Annotated in this window: 20 protein-coding genes and 1 pseudogene; 13 read left to right on the forward strand and 8 right to left on the reverse strand. The window is 67.0% G+C overall.

Features of this window, described 5'->3' with window-relative positions; translation table 11 throughout:
• The first annotated feature begins 67 nt into the window (after window positions 1-67).
• On the forward strand, window positions 68-1,321 hold the full coding sequence (locus ACLMAL_RS28125) for a phthiocerol/phthiodiolone dimycocerosyl transferase family protein (protein WP_412001842.1): 1,254 nt from the start codon (window positions 68-70) through the stop codon (window positions 1,319-1,321).
• A gap of 176 nt (window positions 1,322-1,497) precedes the next feature.
• Window positions 1,498-2,145, forward strand: a complete 648-nt coding sequence (locus tag ACLMAL_RS28130) for a pentapeptide repeat-containing protein (RefSeq protein WP_328402061.1) — start codon at window positions 1,498-1,500, stop codon at window positions 2,143-2,145.
• A gap of 104 nt (window positions 2,146-2,249) precedes the next feature.
• On the opposite strand, the gene ACLMAL_RS28135 is transcribed toward ACLMAL_RS28130, so the two are convergent.
• A complete protein-coding gene (locus ACLMAL_RS28135; protein ID WP_412001843.1) occupies window positions 2,250-3,116 on the reverse strand; it encodes an NAD(P)H-binding protein in 867 nt (288 codons plus the stop codon).
• Between the two features lie 115 nt (window positions 3,117-3,231).
• On the opposite strand from ACLMAL_RS28135, the gene ACLMAL_RS28140 reads away from it, so the two are divergent.
• On the forward strand, window positions 3,232-3,666 hold the full coding sequence (locus ACLMAL_RS28140) for a MarR family winged helix-turn-helix transcriptional regulator (RefSeq protein WP_412001844.1): 435 nt from the start codon (window positions 3,232-3,234) through the stop codon (window positions 3,664-3,666).
• A 13-nt stretch (window positions 3,667-3,679) separates the two neighbouring features.
• On the opposite strand, the gene ACLMAL_RS28145 is transcribed toward ACLMAL_RS28140, so the two are convergent.
• The gene (locus ACLMAL_RS28145) at window positions 3,680-5,065 is read right to left on the reverse strand and encodes a bifunctional lysylphosphatidylglycerol flippase/synthetase MprF (protein WP_412001845.1); all 1,386 of its coding nucleotides are present in this window, start codon (window positions 5,063-5,065) and stop codon (window positions 3,680-3,682) included.
• A 400-nt stretch (window positions 5,066-5,465) separates the two neighbouring features.
• Between ACLMAL_RS28145 and ACLMAL_RS28150 the strand changes: the two genes are divergently transcribed.
• On the forward strand, window positions 5,466-6,326 hold the full coding sequence (locus tag ACLMAL_RS28150) for an SDR family oxidoreductase (RefSeq protein ID WP_412001846.1): 861 nt from the start codon (window positions 5,466-5,468) through the stop codon (window positions 6,324-6,326).
• Window positions 6,327-6,367: 41 nt separating this feature from the next.
• Here the strand turns inward: ACLMAL_RS28150 and ACLMAL_RS28155 are convergent, their stop codons facing one another.
• From ACLMAL_RS28155 to ACLMAL_RS28165, 3 genes are all read right to left on the reverse strand, one after another.
• A complete protein-coding gene (locus ACLMAL_RS28155) occupies window positions 6,368-6,676 on the reverse strand; it encodes a DUF2892 domain-containing protein (protein WP_412001847.1) in 309 nt (102 codons plus the stop codon).
• Between the two features lie 46 nt (window positions 6,677-6,722).
• Window positions 6,723-6,992 (reverse strand): metal-sensitive transcriptional regulator, encoded by a 270-nt coding sequence (locus ACLMAL_RS28160; RefSeq protein WP_328402051.1) that lies wholly within the window; start codon window positions 6,990-6,992, stop codon window positions 6,723-6,725.
• Between the two features lie 85 nt (window positions 6,993-7,077).
• A complete protein-coding gene (locus ACLMAL_RS28165; RefSeq protein ID WP_412001848.1) occupies window positions 7,078-9,237 on the reverse strand; it encodes an MMPL family transporter in 2,160 nt (719 codons plus the stop codon).
• A gap of 197 nt (window positions 9,238-9,434) precedes the next feature.
• On the opposite strand from ACLMAL_RS28165, the gene ACLMAL_RS28170 reads away from it, so the two are divergent.
• On the forward strand, window positions 9,435-9,704 hold the full coding sequence (locus ACLMAL_RS28170) for a hypothetical protein (protein WP_412001859.1): 270 nt from the start codon (window positions 9,435-9,437) through the stop codon (window positions 9,702-9,704).
• Window positions 9,705-9,738: 34 nt separating this feature from the next.
• Window positions 9,739-11,112 carry an FAD-dependent oxidoreductase gene (locus tag ACLMAL_RS28175; protein WP_412001849.1) on the forward strand — a complete coding sequence of 458 codons (1,374 nt, stop codon included), beginning with the start codon at window positions 9,739-9,741 and terminating at the stop codon, window positions 11,110-11,112.
• A gap of 4 nt (window positions 11,113-11,116) precedes the next feature.
• On the opposite strand, the gene ACLMAL_RS28180 is transcribed toward ACLMAL_RS28175, so the two are convergent.
• Entirely contained in the window at window positions 11,117-11,527 is a 411-nt protein-coding gene (locus tag ACLMAL_RS28180; protein ID WP_412001850.1) for a nitroreductase family deazaflavin-dependent oxidoreductase, read from the reverse strand.
• A 148-nt stretch (window positions 11,528-11,675) separates the two neighbouring features.
• Between ACLMAL_RS28180 and ACLMAL_RS28185 the strand changes: the two genes are divergently transcribed.
• From ACLMAL_RS28185 to ACLMAL_RS28195, 3 genes are read left to right on the forward strand one after another with little or no spacing between them, the layout of a single operon-like run.
• Window positions 11,676-12,947, forward strand: a complete 1,272-nt coding sequence (locus ACLMAL_RS28185) for a hypothetical protein (protein ID WP_412001851.1) — start codon at window positions 11,676-11,678, stop codon at window positions 12,945-12,947.
• On the forward strand, window positions 12,944-13,915 hold the full coding sequence (locus ACLMAL_RS28190) for a glutamate ABC transporter substrate-binding protein (protein ID WP_412001852.1): 972 nt from the start codon (window positions 12,944-12,946) through the stop codon (window positions 13,913-13,915). The genes ACLMAL_RS28185 and ACLMAL_RS28190 overlap by 4 nt, the downstream gene beginning before the upstream one ends.
• The gene (locus tag ACLMAL_RS28195) at window positions 13,912-15,099 is read left to right on the forward strand and encodes a hypothetical protein (protein ID WP_412001853.1); all 1,188 of its coding nucleotides are present in this window, start codon (window positions 13,912-13,914) and stop codon (window positions 15,097-15,099) included. The genes ACLMAL_RS28190 and ACLMAL_RS28195 overlap by 4 nt, the downstream gene beginning before the upstream one ends.
• Window positions 15,100-15,103: 4 nt before the next feature.
• On the opposite strand, the gene ACLMAL_RS28200 is transcribed toward ACLMAL_RS28195, so the two are convergent.
• Complete coding sequence (locus ACLMAL_RS28200; protein ID WP_412001860.1) at window positions 15,104-15,268, reverse strand: hypothetical protein; 165 nt, start codon at window positions 15,266-15,268, stop codon at window positions 15,104-15,106.
• A 43-nt stretch (window positions 15,269-15,311) separates the two neighbouring features.
• Here ACLMAL_RS28200 and ACLMAL_RS28205 point away from each other — a divergent pair, with 43 nt between their 5' ends.
• From ACLMAL_RS28205 to ACLMAL_RS28220, 4 genes are read left to right on the forward strand one after another with little or no spacing between them, the layout of a single operon-like run.
• Window positions 15,312-17,459, forward strand: coding sequence for a tetratricopeptide repeat protein (locus ACLMAL_RS28205; protein WP_412001858.1), 2,148 nt, complete (start codon window positions 15,312-15,314; stop codon window positions 17,457-17,459).
• A complete protein-coding gene (locus tag ACLMAL_RS28210; protein WP_412001854.1) occupies window positions 17,456-18,589 on the forward strand; it encodes a PP2C family protein-serine/threonine phosphatase in 1,134 nt (377 codons plus the stop codon). Before ACLMAL_RS28205 ends, ACLMAL_RS28210 begins: the two co-directional genes overlap by 4 nt.
• Window positions 18,589-19,875 (forward strand): vWA domain-containing protein, encoded by a 1,287-nt coding sequence (locus ACLMAL_RS28215; protein WP_412001855.1) that lies wholly within the window; start codon window positions 18,589-18,591, stop codon window positions 19,873-19,875. The genes ACLMAL_RS28210 and ACLMAL_RS28215 overlap by 1 nt, the downstream gene beginning before the upstream one ends.
• A complete protein-coding gene (locus ACLMAL_RS28220) occupies window positions 19,875-20,543 on the forward strand; it encodes an FHA domain-containing protein (protein WP_412001856.1) in 669 nt (222 codons plus the stop codon). Before ACLMAL_RS28215 ends, ACLMAL_RS28220 begins: the two co-directional genes overlap by 1 nt.
• 6 nt (window positions 20,544-20,549) lie before the next feature.
• On the opposite strand, the pseudogene ACLMAL_RS28225 reads toward ACLMAL_RS28220, so the two are convergent.
• Window positions 20,550-20,673, reverse strand: a pseudogene (locus tag ACLMAL_RS28225) (cytochrome P450); the annotation flags it as partial.

Genomic DNA, 20,673 nt, shown 5'->3' on the forward strand with positions numbered 1-20,673 from the left:
CGCAGGTTCGGACATGTGGATGGTGGCTCGATCTCCGGGGCGATACGCAACATCTGAAGGGAACTACATGTCCACAGCAAGCGTCATCCGTCCGTTGGCGCCGAGCGAACAGATGTTCGCCTTCGGTGAGGTCTTCGTCGGGTACTCGGTTCGCGTGTCCGGTCGATTGGACCTGAATGCGTTGTCGACGGCGTTCGACGCCATTGTTCGCGCCTTCCCCATCCTGGGCGCTCGTCTCGAGGCCGTCGAGGCCGGCGGGCATGTCCTGGTGGCTGCGGCGGGGGCGGCGCCGGGAATCTCGGTGGTCGACGGTGATCCGGAGCAACTGCTCACCGCAGCGAAGTTCGACCAGAGCGTAGCGGTCGGTGCGCTGTGCGTGGTCCGCGACGGCGACTCCGCGAGCGTCACGCTGGTGATCCATCACAGCGTGGCAGATGCGTACCACGCCCTTGCCATCCTCGGCGATCTATGGTTCTACTATCGTGCTGCGACCGAAGGCCGCCTGCCCGAACCGGAGATCCATCCCTATCCGGAGCCCGTGGAGGCACTGCTGGCCGCCCGCGGCATCGAGAAGTTTCCGAATCCGGCGGCCGCCGCACCGGCGCCGGGGCTCGCGGTGACCTCAACGCCCGCACCGGACACCATCGACCCCGGATATCAGATGTCCCAGACGACGCGATGCCGGCTGAGTAAGGCAGCGACCGCGCAGCTGGTCGATCTCGGGCACCGCGAACAGGTAACGGTGCACGGGCTGGTGTCCGCAGCGATCCTACTTATGGAGGCCGAGATTCGGGCACTGCCGCTGACCGAGCTCATGTACTTGTACTCCGTCGATCTACGCACCAGGGTCAGCCCCCCGATCGGTCTGACCGACGGCACCGACGTCCTGGGATTCACGAACTATGTGCCCGGTGCAGACGCGGGGACAACGCTGATCGGCCTGGCCCGCGGCGTCTGCGATGCCCTGCAGGCCGCCGTGGACTCGGGTTTCGTGCAGCAGACGCCCCTGCAGATCCCCGATGTGGTAGCGGCGGGACCACCCAGGGTCCCCGGGATGGTGATGGCGACGAACTGGGGCCGGGTGCCGCAACTGCCCGCGCAGCAGGACCTGCGGATCGACGACTTTCGCTCGATCTTCATCGCGAAACCGGACCGAACCGGGCGCAGGCCAGCGGCCAACACCTGCATTATCAGCACCTTCGACGACCGGCTGAGCATCGAAATCCATCATCCGCCGCAGACCGCCGCACAGGAGCAGCGTCGCATCGAGTTGCTCACAACGACACTGCACACGGCCGCCGACATCCGCTCCCCGCAGTGACGCGAGTGTCGTCGCGCGAGTAGCGAACCCGGCTCGGGCTCGCCATCGAATGATGCGCGCCCGGGCCGCTTGCCCGGGTGCGGCTGAGCTCGTGCCTACCTGCGTATCGAGGGTGTGTCGGCCCCGCCTGGTAGACAGAGATCGACGTCGACGACTGAACCCGGGAGGTGGGCGAGATGCCCCGCGAGTTGGCAGACCTGCCCTACGCGAGCTACCTGAAACCGCTGGAAGGCCCGCTCGAGCAGGAAGGCGACTACGACTGCGTACAGGTGAGCGGCGCGGACATCGACGATGTCGAGGCGGGCCACGCGCGGTTCTCCGAGGCGGTGTTCACCTCGCTCTCGATCAATCGCGGCAGCATGCGGTACTCGCGATTCACGGATGTGTGGGTGCGCAACGTGCGATGGGTCGGCACGGAATTGGCCGACACCTCGTGGCAGGACGCGGAGTTGATCGAGGGCGCCATGTCCGGTGTGGACGCCGGCGGTGCCAATTTGCGGCGAGTTCGATTCGAGGGTTGCAAGTTCGACTCCGTCAACTTCCGCCGCGCCAAGTTCCGCGACGTGTCGTTCGTCGATTGCGTTGTGCGGCACACCGATTTCGGCGACGCCGAGCTGACCAATGTGACCTTCCCCGGCACGGTGGTGCAAGGACTGCTATTGAACCGGGCGCGCCTGAAGAAGTTCGACCTCCGCGACGCGGTGAGCATCGGCATTGCCGACGGTATCGACGCGTTGCGCGGCGCGACCATCAGCAGTCGTCAACTGATGGACCTTGCCCCCGATTTCGCCCGCGCGATCGGCATCAACGTCGTCGACAGCTGACCGCGGTTCTCGTGTGTCATCGCCCAGGCTGAACTGTTGAAGGTTCGTAGTTCCATCGCTATCGACGGGGTGGTGCTCGGAGACCAGCTGCGCCCCAGTGCTTTTCACCGGTGGGAGGCGTCTACGGTGCCGCCGAGGAACGCGGCAGTGTTCGCAGCACACCATTCGGCGAAGGTTCGAGGCGTGCGACCGAGCAGCCGCTCGACCGTGTCGGTGCGAAACCCGGTCCTATCGGCGCGCAGCAGCGCAAACCCTTCCGCAATGGCGGCGGCCAGCGCCGGGGGAGCACCGTGCGGAAAGCGGGAACGAACAGCTTCCTCGGGTGTGCGCACCGCGCGGACTTCGATGGTCCGGCCGAGCGTCGCGGCGAGGATCCGCACTTGCTCGGTGACGGTGAGCGTCTCGTCGCCGGTGAGAGCGTATTCCGTGTTCTCATGGCCGTTTTCGGTCAGGACGTGCGCTGCGACCGCGGCGATATCGGCGGGATCGATCGGCGCGAAGCGTCCTGGACCGACGGGGTCGAGGACGAAACCCTCGTTGCGGATGCTGTGTACCCACTCGAGCGCATTGGTCATGAAGCCGCCCGGCCGCAGGATGGTGGCGGGAATGCCACTGGCCCGGACGATTTCCTCCCGCGCGTGGTGCCAACATCCCATCGCGGGCATGGGATCGCCGAGCACAAAGAGGGAGGACAGGTGCACGACGTGGCGGACGCCTGCGCGTACTGCGGCCGCGATGGCGTGGGCGGTCTGCTCGGTGCCGATGCCCGGAGCGAGCAGAAAGAGTGCGTCGACGCCGTCGAAAGCGCTCGCGAGGGTGGCAGGGTCGTCGAGATCGGCGACGACGCGGGGGATGCGACCGGGCAGCCCGGCGGCGCGTGCGGGATCGCGGACCAGGATCCGGCATGCGGCGCCGCGTCCATCGAGCTCCCGGACCAGTTCTCGCCCCACATTTCCGGTGCTTCCGGTCATCAGTATCATTGCTGCTCCCAGTTCATTAGCCGACTATCAACTGTCTCGACAGAGACGTTAGCCGGTTAATGATTAGCCGTCAATCGACCTATTTTGTCCGACCATGGAGACCACGATGCCCGAGTTCTTGGACCTGCACAGCAAGACGACAAAGGCGCTGCGCGCGGTGGCCGACGCGGGCATGCGACGGCACGGATTGCACCTCGGGCAGAACCACCTGCTGGCAGCGCTGTGGGAGCAGGATGGGCAGACGCCGGGCGAATTGGCCGCCGCATTGCACGTCACGACGCCCACCGTCGTCAAAATGGCCACCAGGATGGCCGACGCCGGGCTGCTCGTCCGTCAGCGCGACGACCACGACAACCGCCTCGTGCGCCTCTGGCTCACCGACGCCGGCCATGATCTGCGGGAGCCGGTCGAGGCCGAACGGCGATCGCTGGAGGAAGTGATCACCGCGGATCTCACGGCGACCGAGCGCGAGCACCTGCTGAGCGCGCTGGCGAAAATTCACCGTGCCGCAACCGATCTGCTGCACGGTTCGGCCGACTGAGTGACGCTGGCGCTCAGTACTCCTTGCGGTGTGGAACGAACTCCAGCGTGAGCAGTGCGGCCGCGGCCAGCAGGATCTCGCGCCAGCGGATGAGGGCAAAGCGCTGATCGGACAGCGCGCGGAACTTGCGCAGGAACCGATACAGTGATTCCAGTCGAATCAGTGGATCGCCCAGGTGCACGAACGCATAGATCAGCGTGGCCGTGCGGGAGCGGTCCTTGTCGGCGAACAACTCGGGGAAAGGCGCGAAGGCCAAAGAAACTCGCTGAATACCCTGGGTGCGGGCGTACTCGACCAGATCGAGGACCATCCGTTCGTCCAGGCCGTTGGGGGCGTCCTTGCGCCGCCACGGGACATCGAGGCTCAGTTCTCGGCCGCGGCCGGACACACCGTAGCGCTGGAAACCTGCGACCCGCCCGTCCGCGTCGCGGGCGATGACCACGAGCATCCCGGGGTTTCGGCCGTCCAGGAGATGATCGAGGATCATCGAGAAGCCGCGGGTCTGCCTGCCGTGCTGCCATTCGTCGACGATGTCGAGCAGTTCGGCGCGCAGCGGCTCGCTCAGCGTGGCTTCGCTGACCACCTCGGTGGTCACGCCGAAGTTGTGGGTGCGGCTCACGGCTTGGCGCAGATTGCGGAACTTTCGTCCGACCATGGCGAAACTGTCCACCTCGATCACCACATCGCGCCCGACCGGGATCGCGTGCAGCCCACGATGCTCGATGGCTCGGCGCCGCCACATGCCCGCCATTTCGGGACCGGCGCCGAGCACCGCGATCCGCCAGCCGTTGTTGGCGGCGAAGTCGGAGAACTCCGAGATCAATTCGGCGAATGCGACGCGCTCACCGATCGGATCGCCCGCCACCACCGCGATGCCGAAGCGGGTGCGATAGGCGATCGCGGCGGAGGAATTCGTGTTGAAGAAGTAGCTTTTCGACGAATGCAGGGCGAATGCGGCCAGCGGATCGCGCTCGGTCCGTCCGACCAGCTCGGCCACCCGATACAGCTGCTGTGGCTGTGGCCTGCTCGGTTGCGCCAGCATCAGAATGAAACCGGTCGAGGCGAGGAAGGCGAACCCGAACCCGGGGTGGGAGACGCGATAGGCGGCATTGGCGGCCGCGAGTACGAACACCGCGATCGTCAGATGCGGCAATGTGATCGGCCTGCGCAGGTGCAGGCCACGGACCACGAACAGTCCGGCGATCGAGGCCGCGACAAACCAGCTGTGATCGACGCCCTCCTGCGTCGCCAGCCCGGCTTCGTACACGAGTGCTGCGCTGAGCAGTAGCAATGCGGCGGTCAGGATGGGGCGGACAGCAGGTGTCGCGGTGAAGGTCGCTTGCCGGTACCCGGCAAGCGTGGTCAGGCTCGGTGCCGCTGTCTGCCGCTCCTCAGCCACGCCGGTACCCCATCTGGGCCAGTCGGGTCCGCGTCTGCCGCACATTCACGAACAGGTTCCCCATTTGGTCCTCCTGATGATCCTGTACCGAAGCCACACTATGCCGAACATGTGACAGGCTCTCGAACATTCCTTCGCTATGGAAACGATTTGTGTTAACGCTGTCCTGCGCTATTGCTCCAGCATGCGCGGTTGCACACCCGATGGCTATGCCCGCTTATCGAGCGAGGGCGAATAGGTCCCTGTTCGGGCACTCGGGCCTGGGCCGAGGAGGCCGTTGGTGGGTGGAAATCGCGGTCATGCTGCGGCGCGCCCCGAGTTGCCGTGGCGGTCTTGTGTCCGAGACAGTACGGGCCGATCTGTAGACAACGCTGTTCATATACGCCTATCGTCTTGATCCATGACGAAGTTCGGCGGCAAGCGCTGCCTGATCACGGGGGCCGCAAGTGGCTTGGGCCGCAGCATCGCACTGGCGGTCACTGCCAAGGGCGCCTCGGTCATCCTGACCGATATCGACGACGACGGTCTGCAACGCACCGCGGCCGACGTGCAGTCCGCCGGTGGCACCGTGCATCTCGCGGCCCCCGCTGACGTCAGCAACTACGACGCGGTGGTCGCGCTCGCGGCCGAAGCCCATGCCGTGGTCGGCAGCGTGGACATCGTGATGAACGTGGCGGGGATCGCCACCTGGGGCGCGGTGGACCGGCTCACCCACACCCAGTGGCGGCGGACGATCGATATCGATTTGATGGGCCCGATCCACGTGATCGAGGAATTCGTGCCGCGCATGATCGAGGCGGGCAGCGGCGGTCACCTACTGAATGTGTCCTCGGCCGCGGGACTGTTCGGCCTGCCGTGGCATGCGCCCTACAGCGCCGGCAAATTCGGCCTGCGCGGCGTCTCGGAGGTACTGCGTTTCGATCTGCGCCGCCACGGCATCGGCGTCAGCCTCGCCGTGCCAGGTGCGATGTCGACGCCGATGGTCGACAGCGTGGACATCGCCGGTGTCGACCGCGCCGACGCCACCGTGCAGCGCGCCATCGGGCTCTTCATGCGCCATGCGGTCACCCCGGAAGCCGCTGCACGGTCCATCGTGCGCGGTGTGGAGCGCAATCGGTATCTGGTCTACACCTCGCCCGACATCCGGGTCGGGCACTGGGCCCAGCGATACTTCCCGCCCTCCTACAACCTCGCAATGCGCGGCATGAACTGGGCGATGACCCGCTACTTCGACCAGGAAGCCGCAGTCGGCGCACGCTGATAACCCACCGCTCATTCGAGCGGCCTCCCGTCGACGAAGCATCACCCATGGTTCAGCACGGTGTGGTCCTGTTCTCTGGCGGGTTCGGCTGCGGTGACGAGAGGTCGGGTTTGTGGCAGCGCACAGCTGGTCGCGGTGGCGGGAACGCCGAGTCGCTGTAGCAGCAGCGTTGCCGGGCACCAGCCCGCGGCGCCGTAGAGCAGCAGGTTCGCGCCGACGAATCCGGTGAGTATCAGCCACCATGGTGAGACCATTGCGGCCAGCAGCGTGCTGATGAGCACGACGGTGCCTGCCAGCAGTGGCACAATGCGCGCGATGGACCAGCCATGATGTCGTGGTAGTTGCGCCATATGCGTGTCATCCGATCATGTCGGTGCCCCCGGATTTCGCGGTTGTTCAGGCGAGGGCGAGGAAGAGTTTCTCGAGTTCGGCTTCGGTCATGGGCTCGGATCCGTCGGCTGTGTCGCCGGTGAGGCATTCGCGCAGGCCGGTGGCAACGATCTTGAAGCCCGCGCGGTCGAGTGCGCGGGAGACCGCGGCGAGTTGGGTGACGACGTCTTTGCAGTCGCGACCTTGTTCGATCATGGAGATCACTCCGGCGAGTTGGCCGTGTGCGCGGCGCAGCCGGTTGAGCACGAGGGAGATAGCCTCTTCATTGCCGACCATGGCGTATTCCTTTCGTCGAATACCTCATTCGATCATACCCCTGGGGGTATCCACGGGTCTGGCCTGCACCGAGCCTGTGGCGGTGCTATCGGTGGTGGGCGAAGCTGATCGAAGGGAGCAGCCTTCGCAGCCATTGCGGTGACCACCAAGCACTGTGCCCGGCCAGGCGCAGCAGTACCGGCAGCAGCACCAGCCGCACGGCAGCCGCGTCGAGCAGGACCGCGACGCCGAGGATGATGCCCATCTCCTTCGGGGGCAGCGGGTCGGCGAGTGCGAAGGTGAAGAACACTGCCATCATCACCGCGGCGGCGGCGAAGATCACCCGCCCGGAGTGTGCGAGACCGTCGACTTGGGCGAGTTTCGGGTCGCCGGAGAGCTCGTAGTGCTCCTTGGCGGTGGCCAGCAGGAATACCGTGTAGTCCATCGCGATCGCGAAGATCATGGCAAAGAAGAACACCGGTCCCCAGCCATCCAGGAAGCCCTGTGGGGTGAAGCCGAGCAGGCTTGCCCCGTGTCCGTCCTGGAAGATCAGTTTCGCCACGCCGAAGGCCGCTGCGGTCGAGAGCAGGCTGACCACAGTGCCGAGGGCGGCTATCACCGGTGCCTGCAGCGAGATCAGCAGCAGTATGAAGCCGAGGATCAGAATGATCCCCACGATGATCGGGAAGTACTCGTTCAGGGCTTGCTGCAGATCGAGGTTCTCCGCGGGTGCGCCGCCGACCATCGCGCCAGAAGGCAGAGCGTCGCGCAAATGGTCGAGGATTTCGCCCATCCGTGAGTCCGACGGGTCGACGTTCGGCAGCGCCTGCATCATCACCAGTCCACTGTGGTCGAGTGCGGGCTGGGGCGGGGTGAGCATGCTGATCCCGTCGACCCCCTTGGCTGCCTGCGCAACCTGTGCGGACTCATCGACCGAGGTGATGATTTGTAACATGCCCGGCGCGCCGTTACCCAGCTGAGCCTGGACGAGTTCATAACCTTGGCGCACCGGCGCGTCGGAAGGGACGACCTGGATGGAGGGCATGGCCACCTTCAGTCCGAACACTGGGGTCGACAAGGCGATCAACACGATGGTCGCGCCGATTGCGAACGGCCACGGGTGGTCGTGCAGCAGATGGCCCCATGCCGCGAATCGCGGTGAACGATGCTGCTGGTGTTCGGCGTGCGGTAGCGAACCGGCGTTGATCTTGCTGCCCAACGCTCCCAGCGCTGCGGGCAACAACGTCATAGTGGCCAGCAGCACAAAGGCCACCGCGAACATGATCCCGACCGCCATCGTCCGCACGGCGGGGGCGGGGACGATCAGCACTGCCGACAGGCTGACCAGGACCGTAAGTCCGGACAGCGCAACGGCTTTGCCTGCGGTATCCATCGTCTCGGCGACTGCCGCCCTGGCGCTAGGGGTATTGGTGAGCGCGTCGCGGAAGCGGGCGACGATGAACAGGGCGTAGTCGATGCCGAGTGCCAGGGCGAACATCATCGCGAAATTCATGGCCCACACCGAAATCGGCGTCACCTGGTTGAGCAGCACCAGTCCACCGGCCGAGGCGACCAGTCCCGCCATGGTCAGCAGCAGCGGCAGCCCGGCCGCTACCAGCGACCCGAACGCCAGCACCATGATCGCCAATGTGACTGGCCAGGAGAACATCTCGGCCTTCATCATGGCGTCGTGGTTGGCTTCGTTGAAGTCGCTCCACAGTGCGGAGGCACCGGTAGGGTAGACCTCGATCCCGTTGCCGGACAACGCGGTCAGCGTGTCCTTGTGGTCGTCGACGGCCTTCACCATGTCGTCGGTGGAGGCGTTCGCGCCCGCGATGAGGATGCCGGTGTGTCCGTCGGGGCTGATCGACGTCCCGGGTTGCGGCGCGATCACTTCGCCGAAGCGTGCGTCGTTGGTAAATATATCGGTGATGTCGCCGAGTACTTGCCGCGCTTGTGTGCTGTCGATATTCGCGGTGTCGGAATGCACCACCACCTGCACCGCCGCCGAGGAGTTACCGCCGAAGTGCTGCTGCGTCAACTCGCGCACCCGCACCGACTCCGACCCATTCGCCTGCCAGCCCGCCCCCGCGAGCGATGTGAACACACTCGGCGCGGCCGCGCCGAGAATGGTCAACACCAGCAACCAAGCGCCGAACACGATCCGCGCGCGCCCCGCCATCATGGCCCCGAGCCTGCCCAGCGCCCCACCGGCGTTAACCGGGCGTGTGGTGTCGTGATCCGGGGAAACAACCACGTCGGTCATTACTGCCTCCTTCATACCCCCTGCGGTATATTGGATTCATCACCAAGATACCCCAGGGGGTATAACCGTGAAGAGTGGCATCCGGCACACCATGGTCGGGTCGCCCGATCACCAACGAGCGCGAGGAGAACCGCTGATGTGCTACCCCGTCAACTGTCATACCTGCGGGAAAACGACCTGGTCCGGGTGCGGCGCCCATGTCGACCAAGTACGCGCTACGATTCCGGAATCGCAGTGGTGCCAAGGGCACTCGGGTCAGCCCGGTCGGCAGCGGTGGTGGCACCGCCGGCGCTAGGCAACTGCCCGAACGGTGGACGTTCCTCACCGAAGTCCCCAAGACCAGCGTCGGAAAATTCGACGGGAAACGCCTGCGCAGTCAGTACGCCGACGGGGAACTGACCGTCACCACGATCATCCTCGACCCCGATCTACCTGAGCTATCAGGTGGTCCAGCGCTGACCAGTTGATCTTGCGTGCCTGGTCCGACGTAGCGTGATCGCTATGAGTGAGCGACTGGTTGTCATCGGCGGCGACGCGGCAGGGATGTCGGCGGCGTCGCAGGCGCGCAGGCTCAAAGATCCCGACGAGCTGGAGATAGTCGTCTTCGAGCGGGGCAACTTTACCTCCTTCTCCGCCTGCGGGATCCCGTACTGGGTGGCGGGGGATGTGGCCGAGCGTGACGAGCTGGTCGCGCGCACCCCCGAGGAGCATCGATCCCGCGATATCGATCTGCGGATGCGCACCGAGGTCGTGGAGATCGACGTCGCGGCCGGCCGGGTGCGTGCCCGCGATCTCGAGTCCGGCGGGGAATCATGGACCGACTACGACAAACTGGTGATCGCCACCGGCGCCCGGCCGATCCGCCCGCCGCTGCCCGGCATCGACGCACCCGGGGTGCACGGTGTGCAGACCCTCGACGACGGCCAAGCGCTGATCGAAACTCTCGAGCGGACCGACGGCAAGCGGGCCGTGGTGATCGGCGCCGGCTATATCGGTGTGGAGATGGCGGAGGCGTTGATCAAGCGCGACTTCGAGGTCACGATGGTCAATCGCGGCGACGAGCCGATGTCCACCCTCGACCCGGACATGGGCGCGCTGGTCCGAATCGCGATGTGCGACATGGGTGTCGAGATCGTCAGCAGCGCCGAGGTTACCGAGATCCGCACCGGCGCGGACGGTAGGGCGAGCGCGGTGGTCACCTCGGAGTGCGAGTACCCGGCCGACGTGGTTGTGCTCGGCATCGGTGTGCGTCCGGAGACCGCACTGGCCGAGGCCGCGGGGCTGCCGCTCGGCAAGCACGGCGGCCTGCTCACCGATCTTGCGATGCGGGTGCGCGGCCACGAGAACATCTGGGCGGGCGGTGATTGCGTGGAGGTGTTCGACCTGGTGTCGGGTCTGGAACGCCACATCGCACTCGGCACGCACGCCAACAAGCACGGCCAGATCATCGGGTCCGGCATCGGGGGCGGGTATGCGACCTTCCCCGGTGTGGTCGGCACCGCGGTCAGCAAGGTGTGCGACGTGGAAGTCGCGCGAACCGGCTTGCGTGAGAAGGACGCTCGCGCGGCAGGGCTGCAGTTCGTCACCGTGACGATCGAATCGACCAGTCGCTCGGGCTACTACCCGGGCGCGGCGACGATGACGGTGAAAATGATCGCCGAGCGGCGCACCGGCCGCCTGCTCGGCGTGCAGATTGTCGGCCGTGAGGGGGCGGGCAAGCGCGTGGATATTGCGGCGGTCGCGCTCACCGCACGGATGACCGTCGAGCAGATGACGGCACTGGATCTCGGCTACGCGCCGCCGTTCTCGCCGGTCTGGGACCCTGTGCTGGTGGCCGCGCGCAAGGCGGTCGCGGCCGTCCAGCGGCGGGGATAGCGCCTCAGGCCGTTCGGCGATACACCGCGACCACCGGGATCACCCGCTCGGTTTTGGCTTCGTACTCGGCGAAACCGGGCAGGATCTCCACCATCCGCGCGTACAGCTCATCGCGTTCGATGCCCGTCACGAACTCCGCCTTTGCCGGGTACTTCTCGGTGCCGATTTCTACGGTGAGCTCGGGGTTCGCGCGCAGGTTGTGGTACCAGGCCGGGTGCTTGTCGGCGCCGCCGTTGGAGGCGATGATCACTACCCGCTCACCATCGGGCAGATAGACCAGCGGGTTGAGGATCTGGCGTCCCGATTTGGCGCCGGTGGTCGTGATGAGCACCATGTGCGCCCCCTCGAACATGCCGCCGACCTTGCCGTCGTTCGCTCGGAATTCCTCGATGATCTGGGCATTGAAGTCGTTCATGTGTTCCCGTCCATTCGACTGCTTTTCCCGGGCCAACACCATAGCGGCTTCGGTAATTCCAGCCCCCGACGCGACGGGCAGCGAAGTGCAACCCGCTACCGTACTATCGCGAGCGAGGACACCCGCCAGGTGGATGAAGGGGGGCGGTGTGGCAGTTCGCCTACCGGCAGCCATACACAACGGGGCACGGTGGTTGCGGCGCTTCGCCACGACGACTCCTGGCGCGATCGGCGCGGTGCTGGTCGTCACCGTTGTGCTGTGTGTGTTTTCGGGTTTTGTGTCCGCGAATCAGCTGAGCGACAAGATGGTTCGCCGCGATATCGTGCTGGAGCGGACCGAACCACTGGCCTATGCGGCGCAGAGTCTGTACGTCGCGCTGTCGGCCGCCGACGCCTCTGCGGCGGCGGCCTTCCTGTCCGGCGGTATCGAATCGCCGGAGGTGCGCGGGCGATATCAGCAGGCGCTCGCCGATGCGGCGGGCGCGCTGGCGGAAGCGACCACCGGCGCCTCCGACGCGCAGACCCGATCGATCGTCGCGCGCATCACCGCCGACCTGCCCGCCTACACGGGGCTGGTCGAGACCGCTCGCGCCAACAACCGGCAAGGCTTCCCGGTCGGCTCCGCCTACCTGCGCGAGGCATCGATGTTGATGCAGAACTCGTTGCTGCCCAATGCCGAACAACTCAGCAAGAACCGTTTCGCCGCAGTGCGAGGCGACCAGAACGACATCGGGGCGCTGCCGCTGACGAGCATCGCGCTGCTGCTGTCGGTGTCGGCCGCCTGCGGCGTCGGCTCATACGTGCTGCTGCAGCGGACCAATCGGCGCATCAACCTCGGCCTCGCCACTGCGGCCGGAGCAACGGCCGTCGTCCTGCTGTGGTCGGTGGCCGCGGTCCTTGTCGCGGCGAGCGGGGTGGACACTGACAGGTCCGGGGCAAGCACTCGATTCGAGATGCTGGCGCAGGCCAGGATGCTGGCCCAGCAGGCCCGCACCGACGAGACACTACAGCTGATCACCCGTGGCGATATCACCGCCGGTGAAGCGGATTTCACCGAACACACCGCCGCGCTCGGTGCGCGCCTGGAGAACACGATCGGTTCGGATTCGGCCGCCGCCGGGGCGCTGGCGAGCTGGAAGGTCGGGCACGCTCGCCAGAAGGACGCCTACGAGGCAGCCAACTATCCGGCGGCGGTGGCGCAGGCCATCGGTTCCGCGCCCGAGAGCTCGGCAACGCGATTTGCCGACCTCGACGCCGCATTGCGCAACGAACTCGCCGACGTGCGCACAGAATTGCGCAAGGGTGTCGATTTCGCCGGCGGGTCACTGGCGTTCAGTCCGTCGGGCACTCTGCTGCTGATGGTGTTTGCGGCGGTCGCTGTCGCCGTCGGATTGTGGTCGCGGCTGAAGGAGTTCCTGTGAACACGAGGCTGCTGCTGGCCGCGACGCTGGTCGCGATGAGCGCACTGGTGACCGCATGCGGTTCCGGTACGAAGGTTCCGGACCCGACCAGGATGGCGGCGGTGAACCCGCGGCCGGACCTGACCGAGATCACCACGGCGCCTGGATCAGAGGCCGACGACAGCTGTAACCCCGAGGCGAGCCTGCGTCCCGGACCGCTGCCGAGACCCGGCGCGATGCCGCCGGGGTCGCCGATGGCCGCGATCGTCGCGACCGGCCGCCTGCGGGTGGGTGTGGACCAGAACACGTATCTGTTCGGCTTCCGCAACCCGACCAGCGGCCAGCTGGAAGGCTTCGACATCGATATAGCGCGGGAGATCGCCCGCGACCTGTTCGGCGACCCGGACAAGATCGAGCTGCGTTCGGTCGCGGCAGCCGACCGCATCCCGGCACTGCGCGACAAACAGGTGGACCTCGTCGTGCGCACTTTCTCGGCCACCTGCGAACGCCGCAGGAACGTCGACTTCTCCGGGGTCTACTACCGTGCGGCGCAGCGGATTCTCGTGCCCAAGAACTCCGGGATCAGGACCGCTGCCGACCTCGCGGACAAGGTCGTGTGCGTCACCCGCGGCACCACCTCGCCCGGTCCACTGTTCGGACTGCCCAAGAGGCCGACCATCATGGGCGCAGGCAACTGGACCGATTGCCTTGCCGCACTGCAACAGGGCAACGTGGATGCCATCAGCGGCGACGATCCGATCCTGTTCGGACTGGTCGCGCAGGATCGCAACCTGGAGGTCGTCGGGGCGGAGATCGGCACCGGCGCGTACGCGGTCGGTATCGCGCAGGGCAACCCCGACCTGGTCCGCTTCGTCAACGGCGTCCTCGAGCGCCTCCGTACCGATGGCACCTGGCAGCGCCTCTACAACGCCGGACTCGGCGCCCTCGGCCCGGCGCCCGGCCCGCCAACGCCCCGGTACACAGAGTGAGTGCGGCGACCATGCAGCCGCTCACCGTCGCCGAGATCGATCACGAATTGGCCGCCCGCGCAGCCGAACTCGACGCCATCACCGCCACCCTGCTGGAATTGGACAAGCATCCCGGACACACGCTGCTGCGCCGCTTCCCGCCGACCGGGCGCACCGAGCAGCGGTGGCAACCGGTGCGCGACGCGCTCGCAATGATGTGGGAGGACTTCGGCAGGTTGCGCTCGATGCTGGATTCGGCGCGGACCGTGCGCGGCAGTCGAGCCCGGCTCGACGACAGCGAACGCGCCGAGGTGACCAGGCTGCTGCGTGGACGACCCTATGAGGCGTCACGCACGCCGATACCGATGGCGCAACGTTCGCTGACCGGTCCCAGCGAACAGGTGCTGTTCGTCGGGCTCGCCGATACCGTGGACCGCATGCGGGCCACCTTCTTGGAGATCGCCGAATTCTTCGACGCGGTCGATGCGGTGAACACCCGGATCATGTCCGGCCTCGCGCCGCTGCAAGAGGAGTTGGACAAGGCGGGGCGCTCAGCGATCGCCGAGCTGGGTGTGATCGAACACGGCATCGCCGACCTGCTGAGTCGCTCGGCCATCGACCCGCTCGCGCTGACCACGCCCGAGATCGACGCGCGCGTCGCCGAATTGAGCGACATGCTCCGCAACCACGCCACCGTCCTCGCCGAACTCGCCGCGATGGCGGCGAATTGGCCGTCGGCCGTCGCGCAGACGCGCAGCCGGTGGGACACACTGCGCGCGACCCGGGAGCGCGCCGCCCACGCCAGGGCCGAAGTCGAGCGCACGATTCTGGCGGGATCGCTGCCGGTGCCCGCCGACAACACCGCGACCCTCGGCGCACAACTGGAGGCATTGTCGGCGCATCCCGGTGCGGCTGCGACGCTGCTGGCGCTGCGCCGCCGGATTGCCGAGGCCATCGCCGATGCGGGCACTGCTGAACAGCTGGCGCAAGGCCTGCTCGACCGGCGTGCCGAACTGCGCGGGCGGCTGGCCGCCTATCAAGCCAAGGCGGCTCGGCTCGGAATCGGCGAGGATCGAGATTTGTTGTCCGCCTCCCAGATTGCCGCGGGACTGCTGTCCCGCAAGCCGTGCGACTTGGCGGCGGTCACCCGGGCGGTCGCCGATTACCAGCAGCTCATCGGCGAGAAATCGGGGAGACGACCATGATCTGTCAGGAGCCGGGGTGCGGCGGAGCCATCGAAGACGGATACTGCGTGGTGTGCGGGACGGCGCCCGTCGAGGCGACATCGGTCTCGGCGTCGGAAAACGCAGTGTCCCTGCCGAATCCGGTGTCCACCGAGGGCGCTGCGTGCGCGGAATCCGGCTGTACGGGCACGATTGTCGATGGCTACTGCGACGAATGCGGTACCGCGCCTGCTGTGCGCACCACGACCTCGGCGACCTCGGCTCGGTCCGCCTCGACCGGCACCAACCGATCGTCGGGGCGCTCGGTGCGCACCGGTCGGTCCACGTCGTCGAAGGCCAGTGCGCGGGGACGGCTCGGTGCTGGCATGGTCGACGTGCCGCGGGTACCGCGCATCGATCCGGCCACCGCGATCATGAGAATCCCCGAGGTCGCCGAGTCGAAGCGGTTCTGCGGCAAGTGCGAACGAGCGGTCGGCCGCGGCCGCGATCGAGTGCCCGGCCGTACCGAGGGCTTCTGCCCGAACTGCGGCACGCGGTTCTCCTTCACTCCCAAACTGTCCAAGGGCGATCTGGTCGGCGGGCAATACGAGGTGGCGGGCTGTCTCGCACACGGCGGGCTCGGCTGGATCTATCTGGCGACCGACCGCAATGTCAGCGACCGCTGGGTGGTCCTGAAAGGGTTGCTGAATTCCGGCGATGTCGACGCGATGGCGGCGGCCATGGCCGAGAAGCGGTTTCTCGCAGAGGTCGAGCACCCCAGCATCGTCAAGATTCACAACTTCGTCGAACACACCGGACCCGATGGCATCGCCGTCGGCTACATCGTCATGGAGTACGTCGGCGGCACCTCGCTCAAGCAGATCCTGCGCGGCCGCCGCGACACCGACGGCAGCTATCTGCCGCCCGCCCAGGCGATCGCCTACATCCTGGAGATGCTGCCCGCACTGGGTTATCTGCATTCGCTCGGCCTTGCCTACTGTGATTTCAAGCCCGACAACGTGATGCAGACCGATGAGCAGCTCAAACTCATCGATCTCGGCGCCGTGATCGCCATGGACGATCAGGACAGTAATATCTACGGCACCATCGGATACCAGGCTCCCGAGATCGCCGAGTCCGGACCGACAGTCGCCACCGAGGTGTACACGGTGGGACGTACCCTCGCCGTGCTGGTGATGAATGTGCCGCAGCAGGGCGGGCACTTCGGCGAACTGCCCGGACCGGCCACCGAACCGCTGCTGTCGAAATACGATTCGCTGCACCGGTTCCTACTGCGCGCCACCGACGCCGAACCGGAAGCCAGATTCTCCTCGATGGAGGAGATGGCCGACCAGCTCACCGGTGTGCTGCGCGAGGTGCTCAGCACTGATGACGGGGTGCCACGACCGGGCATGTCGGCGTATTTCGGGCCGCCGCGTGCGATGTTCGGCGTCGGCGCGGACGCCGTGGTGGCACCGGGCACAGTCGTTGCGGCGCTGCCGGTTCCGCTCGTCGACCCCGGCGACAGCGGCGCCGCGCTCCTGGCCACCACAACCGGGAGTACGCCTGCGGAATTGGCGAGCGCCTTCGAGGCGGGGCTGCGGGCGGTCGTCACCAAGCGCGGTGAGTCGGTGGAGATCCCGCTGCGACTGGTGCGCGCGGCACTCGAGGTGGGAGATTCGGCGGGGGCCGAACGACGACTGGACGGGCTTGCCGAAACCCTGCCCGGCGATTGGCGTTTGGCCTGGTATCGCGGACAAGCGCGGCTTCTCGCCGGGGATTTCGATACGGCCCGGGCAGAATTCGATGCCGTATACGCCGCGCTGCCCGGTGAGGCTGCGCCGAAACTGGCATTGGCGGCCGTCGCCGAACTGGCCGGTGCGGAGGCGGCGACCCAGGAGGCATCGCGCTATTACGACACGGTGTGGCGCACTGATCACTCGTTTGCCAGTGCCGTATTCGGCCTTGCTCGCCTGCGTCGGGCTCGCGGCGACCGCGAGGGCGCGGTGGCTGCACTCGACCAGGTGGACGCCGCATCGGCGCTGCACTCCGAGGCCCGGATCGCGGCAGTGGAAACAATGCTGACCGGGCGTGCGGCGGCCGAGCTGTCCGAATCGCTGCTGCGGGACGCGGGCGCTCGGGTCGAGCGGCTGCGGCTGGACTCCAAACGCCGTGGGGCGCAGATTCGGATGCGGGTGCTCGACGCCGCACTGGCCTGGCTGGCTGCGGGCAAAGTGCCTTCGGCGCATGAATCGCTGCTCGGCGCGCGCTTGGACCAGGACGGTGTGCGCATCGGACTGGAACGGTGCTATCGCGACCTGGCTCGCGAAACCGACAATATGTGGACGCGTTTCGAACTGGTGGATCGGGCCAACCGGATCCGGCCGAGGACGACGTTGTGAGCGAGCGTAAGGAGCGAACCATAGATACAGCGCCCGCGGGTGGAGCCGTGAACGCAGGCAGGCAGGCCGCCGCAGCGGCCAGGTGCCCGGGATGCGCCGCGAGTGTCAGTGCGGCCGACCGCTATTGCGAAGCCTGCGGTCGTGAGCTCGGTGCGCTGATCGCCCATGGGATGCGCCGGGTCGCCCTGCCGCAGCCCGACCCGGACACGGCAGCGACATGCGACGGCTGCGGCGGGCTTCATTACGACGCCGACGGCTACTGTCGCGACTGCGGGCAGTTGCGTCCCGAACCGGACCGGTGCGAGGCGGATCTGGGTGCGGTGGGTGTTGTGACCGATCGCGGTATCGCGCACGCTCGCAACGAGGATGCGGTCGCCGCTGCCGTCGTAGCGGGCCGAACCCCGTGGCAGCGTGCCTCGACGGTGCTCGTCGTTTGCGACGGGGTGTCTACGTCGGAGGATCCGCAGGCGGCATCGAGTGCCGCGGCACGGGCCGGCGTCGATGCCACCGTCGCCGCGTTGGGTGACTCGCACTCCGCCGAAGATGCGGTGATGGCCGGACTCGCGGCCGCTGCCACGGCAGTGCGCGATATCGGTGAGTACGACGGCCACGCCCCCTCGTGCACCTACGTCTCGGCCGTCGTGCGTCGACTCGGCGACGGCACAGCGGAGATCACCGTCGCGAATGTCGGTGACAGCCGCGCCTATTGGTTGCGTGCCCGCGATCCGCAGGCCCGCGATGCGGCGCCGTCCCAGCGACTGTCGTCCGACGATTCCTGGGCACAGGCTCTCGTGGACGCCGGCGCCATGGACGAAGCGGCCGCCATGAAGGACCCGCGCGCTCACACTCTGCTGCGCTGGCTCGGCGCGGACAGCGACCCGAAACCGTGGTCGGACTCCTGCGTGCGGACCTTGCGCACCACCGGCCCCGGCGTCCTGTTGCTGTGCAGCGACGGGCTGTGGAACTACCAGGCCGATCCAGAGGCGCTGGCGGGCATGGCCACCACCCCCGCCACCGCGCTGCTCGCCGCGCGCGAGCTCGTCGACTTCGCGTTGCGCTCCGGCGGCAGCGACAACATCACCGTTGCGCTTGTGCCCGTCGGGCAGCCCGACAAGCCAGGAGAAAAGTAGTGAGTTCTGTTGACGGCAACGGTATTTCGGTAGCGATCGACCAGAACGAGTATCTGGCCGAAGGGACGGGCACGGTGGATGCCGTCGTCACCGTCGAGACCGGGGCAGATTTCGTGGCCGCGGGGCCGTCGCCGGACCGGGTGGAGATCCTCATCATCGACAGTTCCGGGTCGATGGGCACGGCGCGGAAATTCGACGAAGCGCGCAAAGCCACGCTTGCGGCGTTGGACGTGTTGCCCGACGGAGCGAAATTTGCGATCGTGCAGGGCACCTCGATGGCGCGCCTGGTGTTCCCCACCGACACGCCGTCGGTGCTCGCAAGCCGGGAGAGCCGGGCCGCGGCGCGCCGCCACCTCGACAAACTGCGGCCCACCGGCGGCACCGCGATGGGCACCTGGCTCGGACTGACCCGACAGCTGGCAACTATGCATCCCGGCGCGCTGGTGCATGCGATTTTGCTGACCGACGGCAAGAACGAACATGAGGAGCCCGAGGCGCTCGCCGCCGAGATCCGGCAGTCCGAAGGAATGTTCACCTGCGACTGCCGTGGTGTCGGAACCGACTGGCGGGTGGACGAATTGCGCGCCATCGCCTCGGCGCTGCACGGGACTGTCGACATCGTCTCCGACCCGGCCCACCTGGCCGCCGACTTCGCCGCCATGACGCAGTCCGCGATGACCAAGGCGATCCCGGAGCTGACGTTGCGGGTCTGGACGCCTGCGGGCGCGGCGGTGCAGTTCGTCAAACAGGTCGCACCGACCATCGAGGACCTGACTGCGCGTCGTACCGAATCTGGTGCGCAGGTGGGGGAGTACCCGCTCGGGGCGTGGGGGGCGGAGGACCGGGACTATCACGTGCAGGTGCGGGTGGAACCCGCCGCGCCCGGCCGGGAGAAGCTGGCGGCCAGGATCAGCGTGGTCGCGGGTGCGGAGGTGGTCGGCCAAGGGCTCGTCCGCGCGGTGTGGACCACCGAAACGGAGCTGTCGGCCCGAATCAGCAGGCGGGTAGCGCATTACACGGGTCAGGCTGAGCTCGCACAGGTTGTCCAAGAGGGGCTGACCGCCCGCAAGAACGGTGATGTGGACACCGCGACGGCGAAGCTGCGCAGAGCGGTGCAGTTGGCCGCGGAATCCGGCAATGAGGGGACGGCCAAGCTGTTGCACGGGGTCGTGGAGGTCGACGAACACAACGGGACGGTGCGATTGCGCGCCAAAGTCGAAGCCGCCGATGAGATGGCGCTGGACGCGCGCTCGACCAAGACGGCACGGGTGCGGAAGGAAGCGTGATGGTCTGTCCGGAAGGCCATCACTCCGTCGCCACCGACTACTGCGATGTCTGTGGCTCGCCGCTGGCCGAGCCTGCGCCCCTCATGCCCGCGCCGACCACGGAATGCCCGTACTGCGGTGCGCCGATCGGTGGCCGATTCTGCGAGGTGTGCGGCCATGATTCGGCGCTGCCCGCCCCGGTTCCGGCCGCCCCCGCGCGGCCGGAACCGAGAGTTGCCGAATCTGCTCCCGCGACCCCACCCGCCCGAATCTCCGGCGTGGTGACATGGGTAGCGACGATCACCGCTGATCGTGACTTCTATGACCGGGTGGTCGTCCGCGACGGCCCCGATACCGATCAGGTCGGCTTCCCCGTGTTCTACCCGGAGCGCCGAATTACCCTGCGCGAGGGCGATATTCTGATCGGCAAACGTAGCGTCTCACAGGGCCTCGAACCCGACATCGATCTGGGCCTCGCGCCCGCCGACATCGGCATCTCCCGCGCGCACGCGATGATCCACGTCGCCGCCGACGGCCTCAGCATCACCGACCTCGGTTCCACCAACGGCACCAGCCTCAACGGCAGCGACGAGCTGATCACACCCAAGATGGCAGTCCCCTTGCACAGCGGCGACCGTATTCACCTCGGCGGTTGGACCACGATCACGGTGTCCGCCGAACTTGCGTGAGGCCGATCAGCCGTGCACGTTCAATGGAGGACAGGGTGGGAAGGCGACCGGCAGGGCGGTCAAGGCGCGGTGGAAGGGACCTGGCCGCCAGACTGGTTCCCCGGTCGGGAGGTCCGGTCGCATCTCGGGT

This window comes from Nocardia sp. CWNU-33 (assembly GCF_046764895.1).
Taxonomy (GTDB): Bacteria; Actinomycetota; Actinomycetes; order Mycobacteriales; family Mycobacteriaceae; genus Nocardia.

What these genes read in the sequence shown, in the direction of transcription:
- ACLMAL_RS28125 (WP_412001842.1), top strand. Translation starts at nt 68, where the DNA reads ATGTCCACAGCAAGCGTCATCCGTCCGTTGGCGCCGAGCGAACAGATG.
- ACLMAL_RS28180 (WP_412001850.1), bottom strand. Translation starts at nt 11,527, where the DNA reads ATGAACGACTTCAATGCCCAGATCATCGAGGAATTCCGAGCGAACGAC.
- ACLMAL_RS28170 (WP_412001859.1), top strand. Translation starts at nt 9,435, where the DNA reads ATGTCGACCAAGTACGCGCTACGATTCCGGAATCGCAGTGGTGCCAAG.
- ACLMAL_RS28220 (WP_412001856.1), top strand. Translation starts at nt 19,875, where the DNA reads ATGGTCTGTCCGGAAGGCCATCACTCCGTCGCCACCGACTACTGCGAT.
- ACLMAL_RS28130 (WP_328402061.1), top strand. Translation starts at nt 1,498, where the DNA reads ATGCCCCGCGAGTTGGCAGACCTGCCCTACGCGAGCTACCTGAAACCG.
- ACLMAL_RS28150 (WP_412001846.1), top strand. Translation starts at nt 5,466, where the DNA reads ATGACGAAGTTCGGCGGCAAGCGCTGCCTGATCACGGGGGCCGCAAGT.
- ACLMAL_RS28155 (WP_412001847.1), bottom strand. Translation starts at nt 6,676, where the DNA reads ATGGCGCAACTACCACGACATCATGGCTGGTCCATCGCGCGCATTGTG.
- ACLMAL_RS28160 (WP_328402051.1), bottom strand. Translation starts at nt 6,992, where the DNA reads ATGGTCGGCAATGAAGAGGCTATCTCCCTCGTGCTCAACCGGCTGCGC.
- ACLMAL_RS28165 (WP_412001848.1), bottom strand. Translation starts at nt 9,237, where the DNA reads ATGACCGACGTGGTTGTTTCCCCGGATCACGACACCACACGCCCGGTT.
- ACLMAL_RS28135 (WP_412001843.1), bottom strand. Translation starts at nt 3,116, where the DNA reads ATGACCGGAAGCACCGGAAATGTGGGGCGAGAACTGGTCCGGGAGCTC.
- ACLMAL_RS28140 (WP_412001844.1), top strand. Translation starts at nt 3,232, where the DNA reads ATGCCCGAGTTCTTGGACCTGCACAGCAAGACGACAAAGGCGCTGCGC.
- ACLMAL_RS28175 (WP_412001849.1), top strand. Translation starts at nt 9,739, where the DNA reads ATGAGTGAGCGACTGGTTGTCATCGGCGGCGACGCGGCAGGGATGTCG.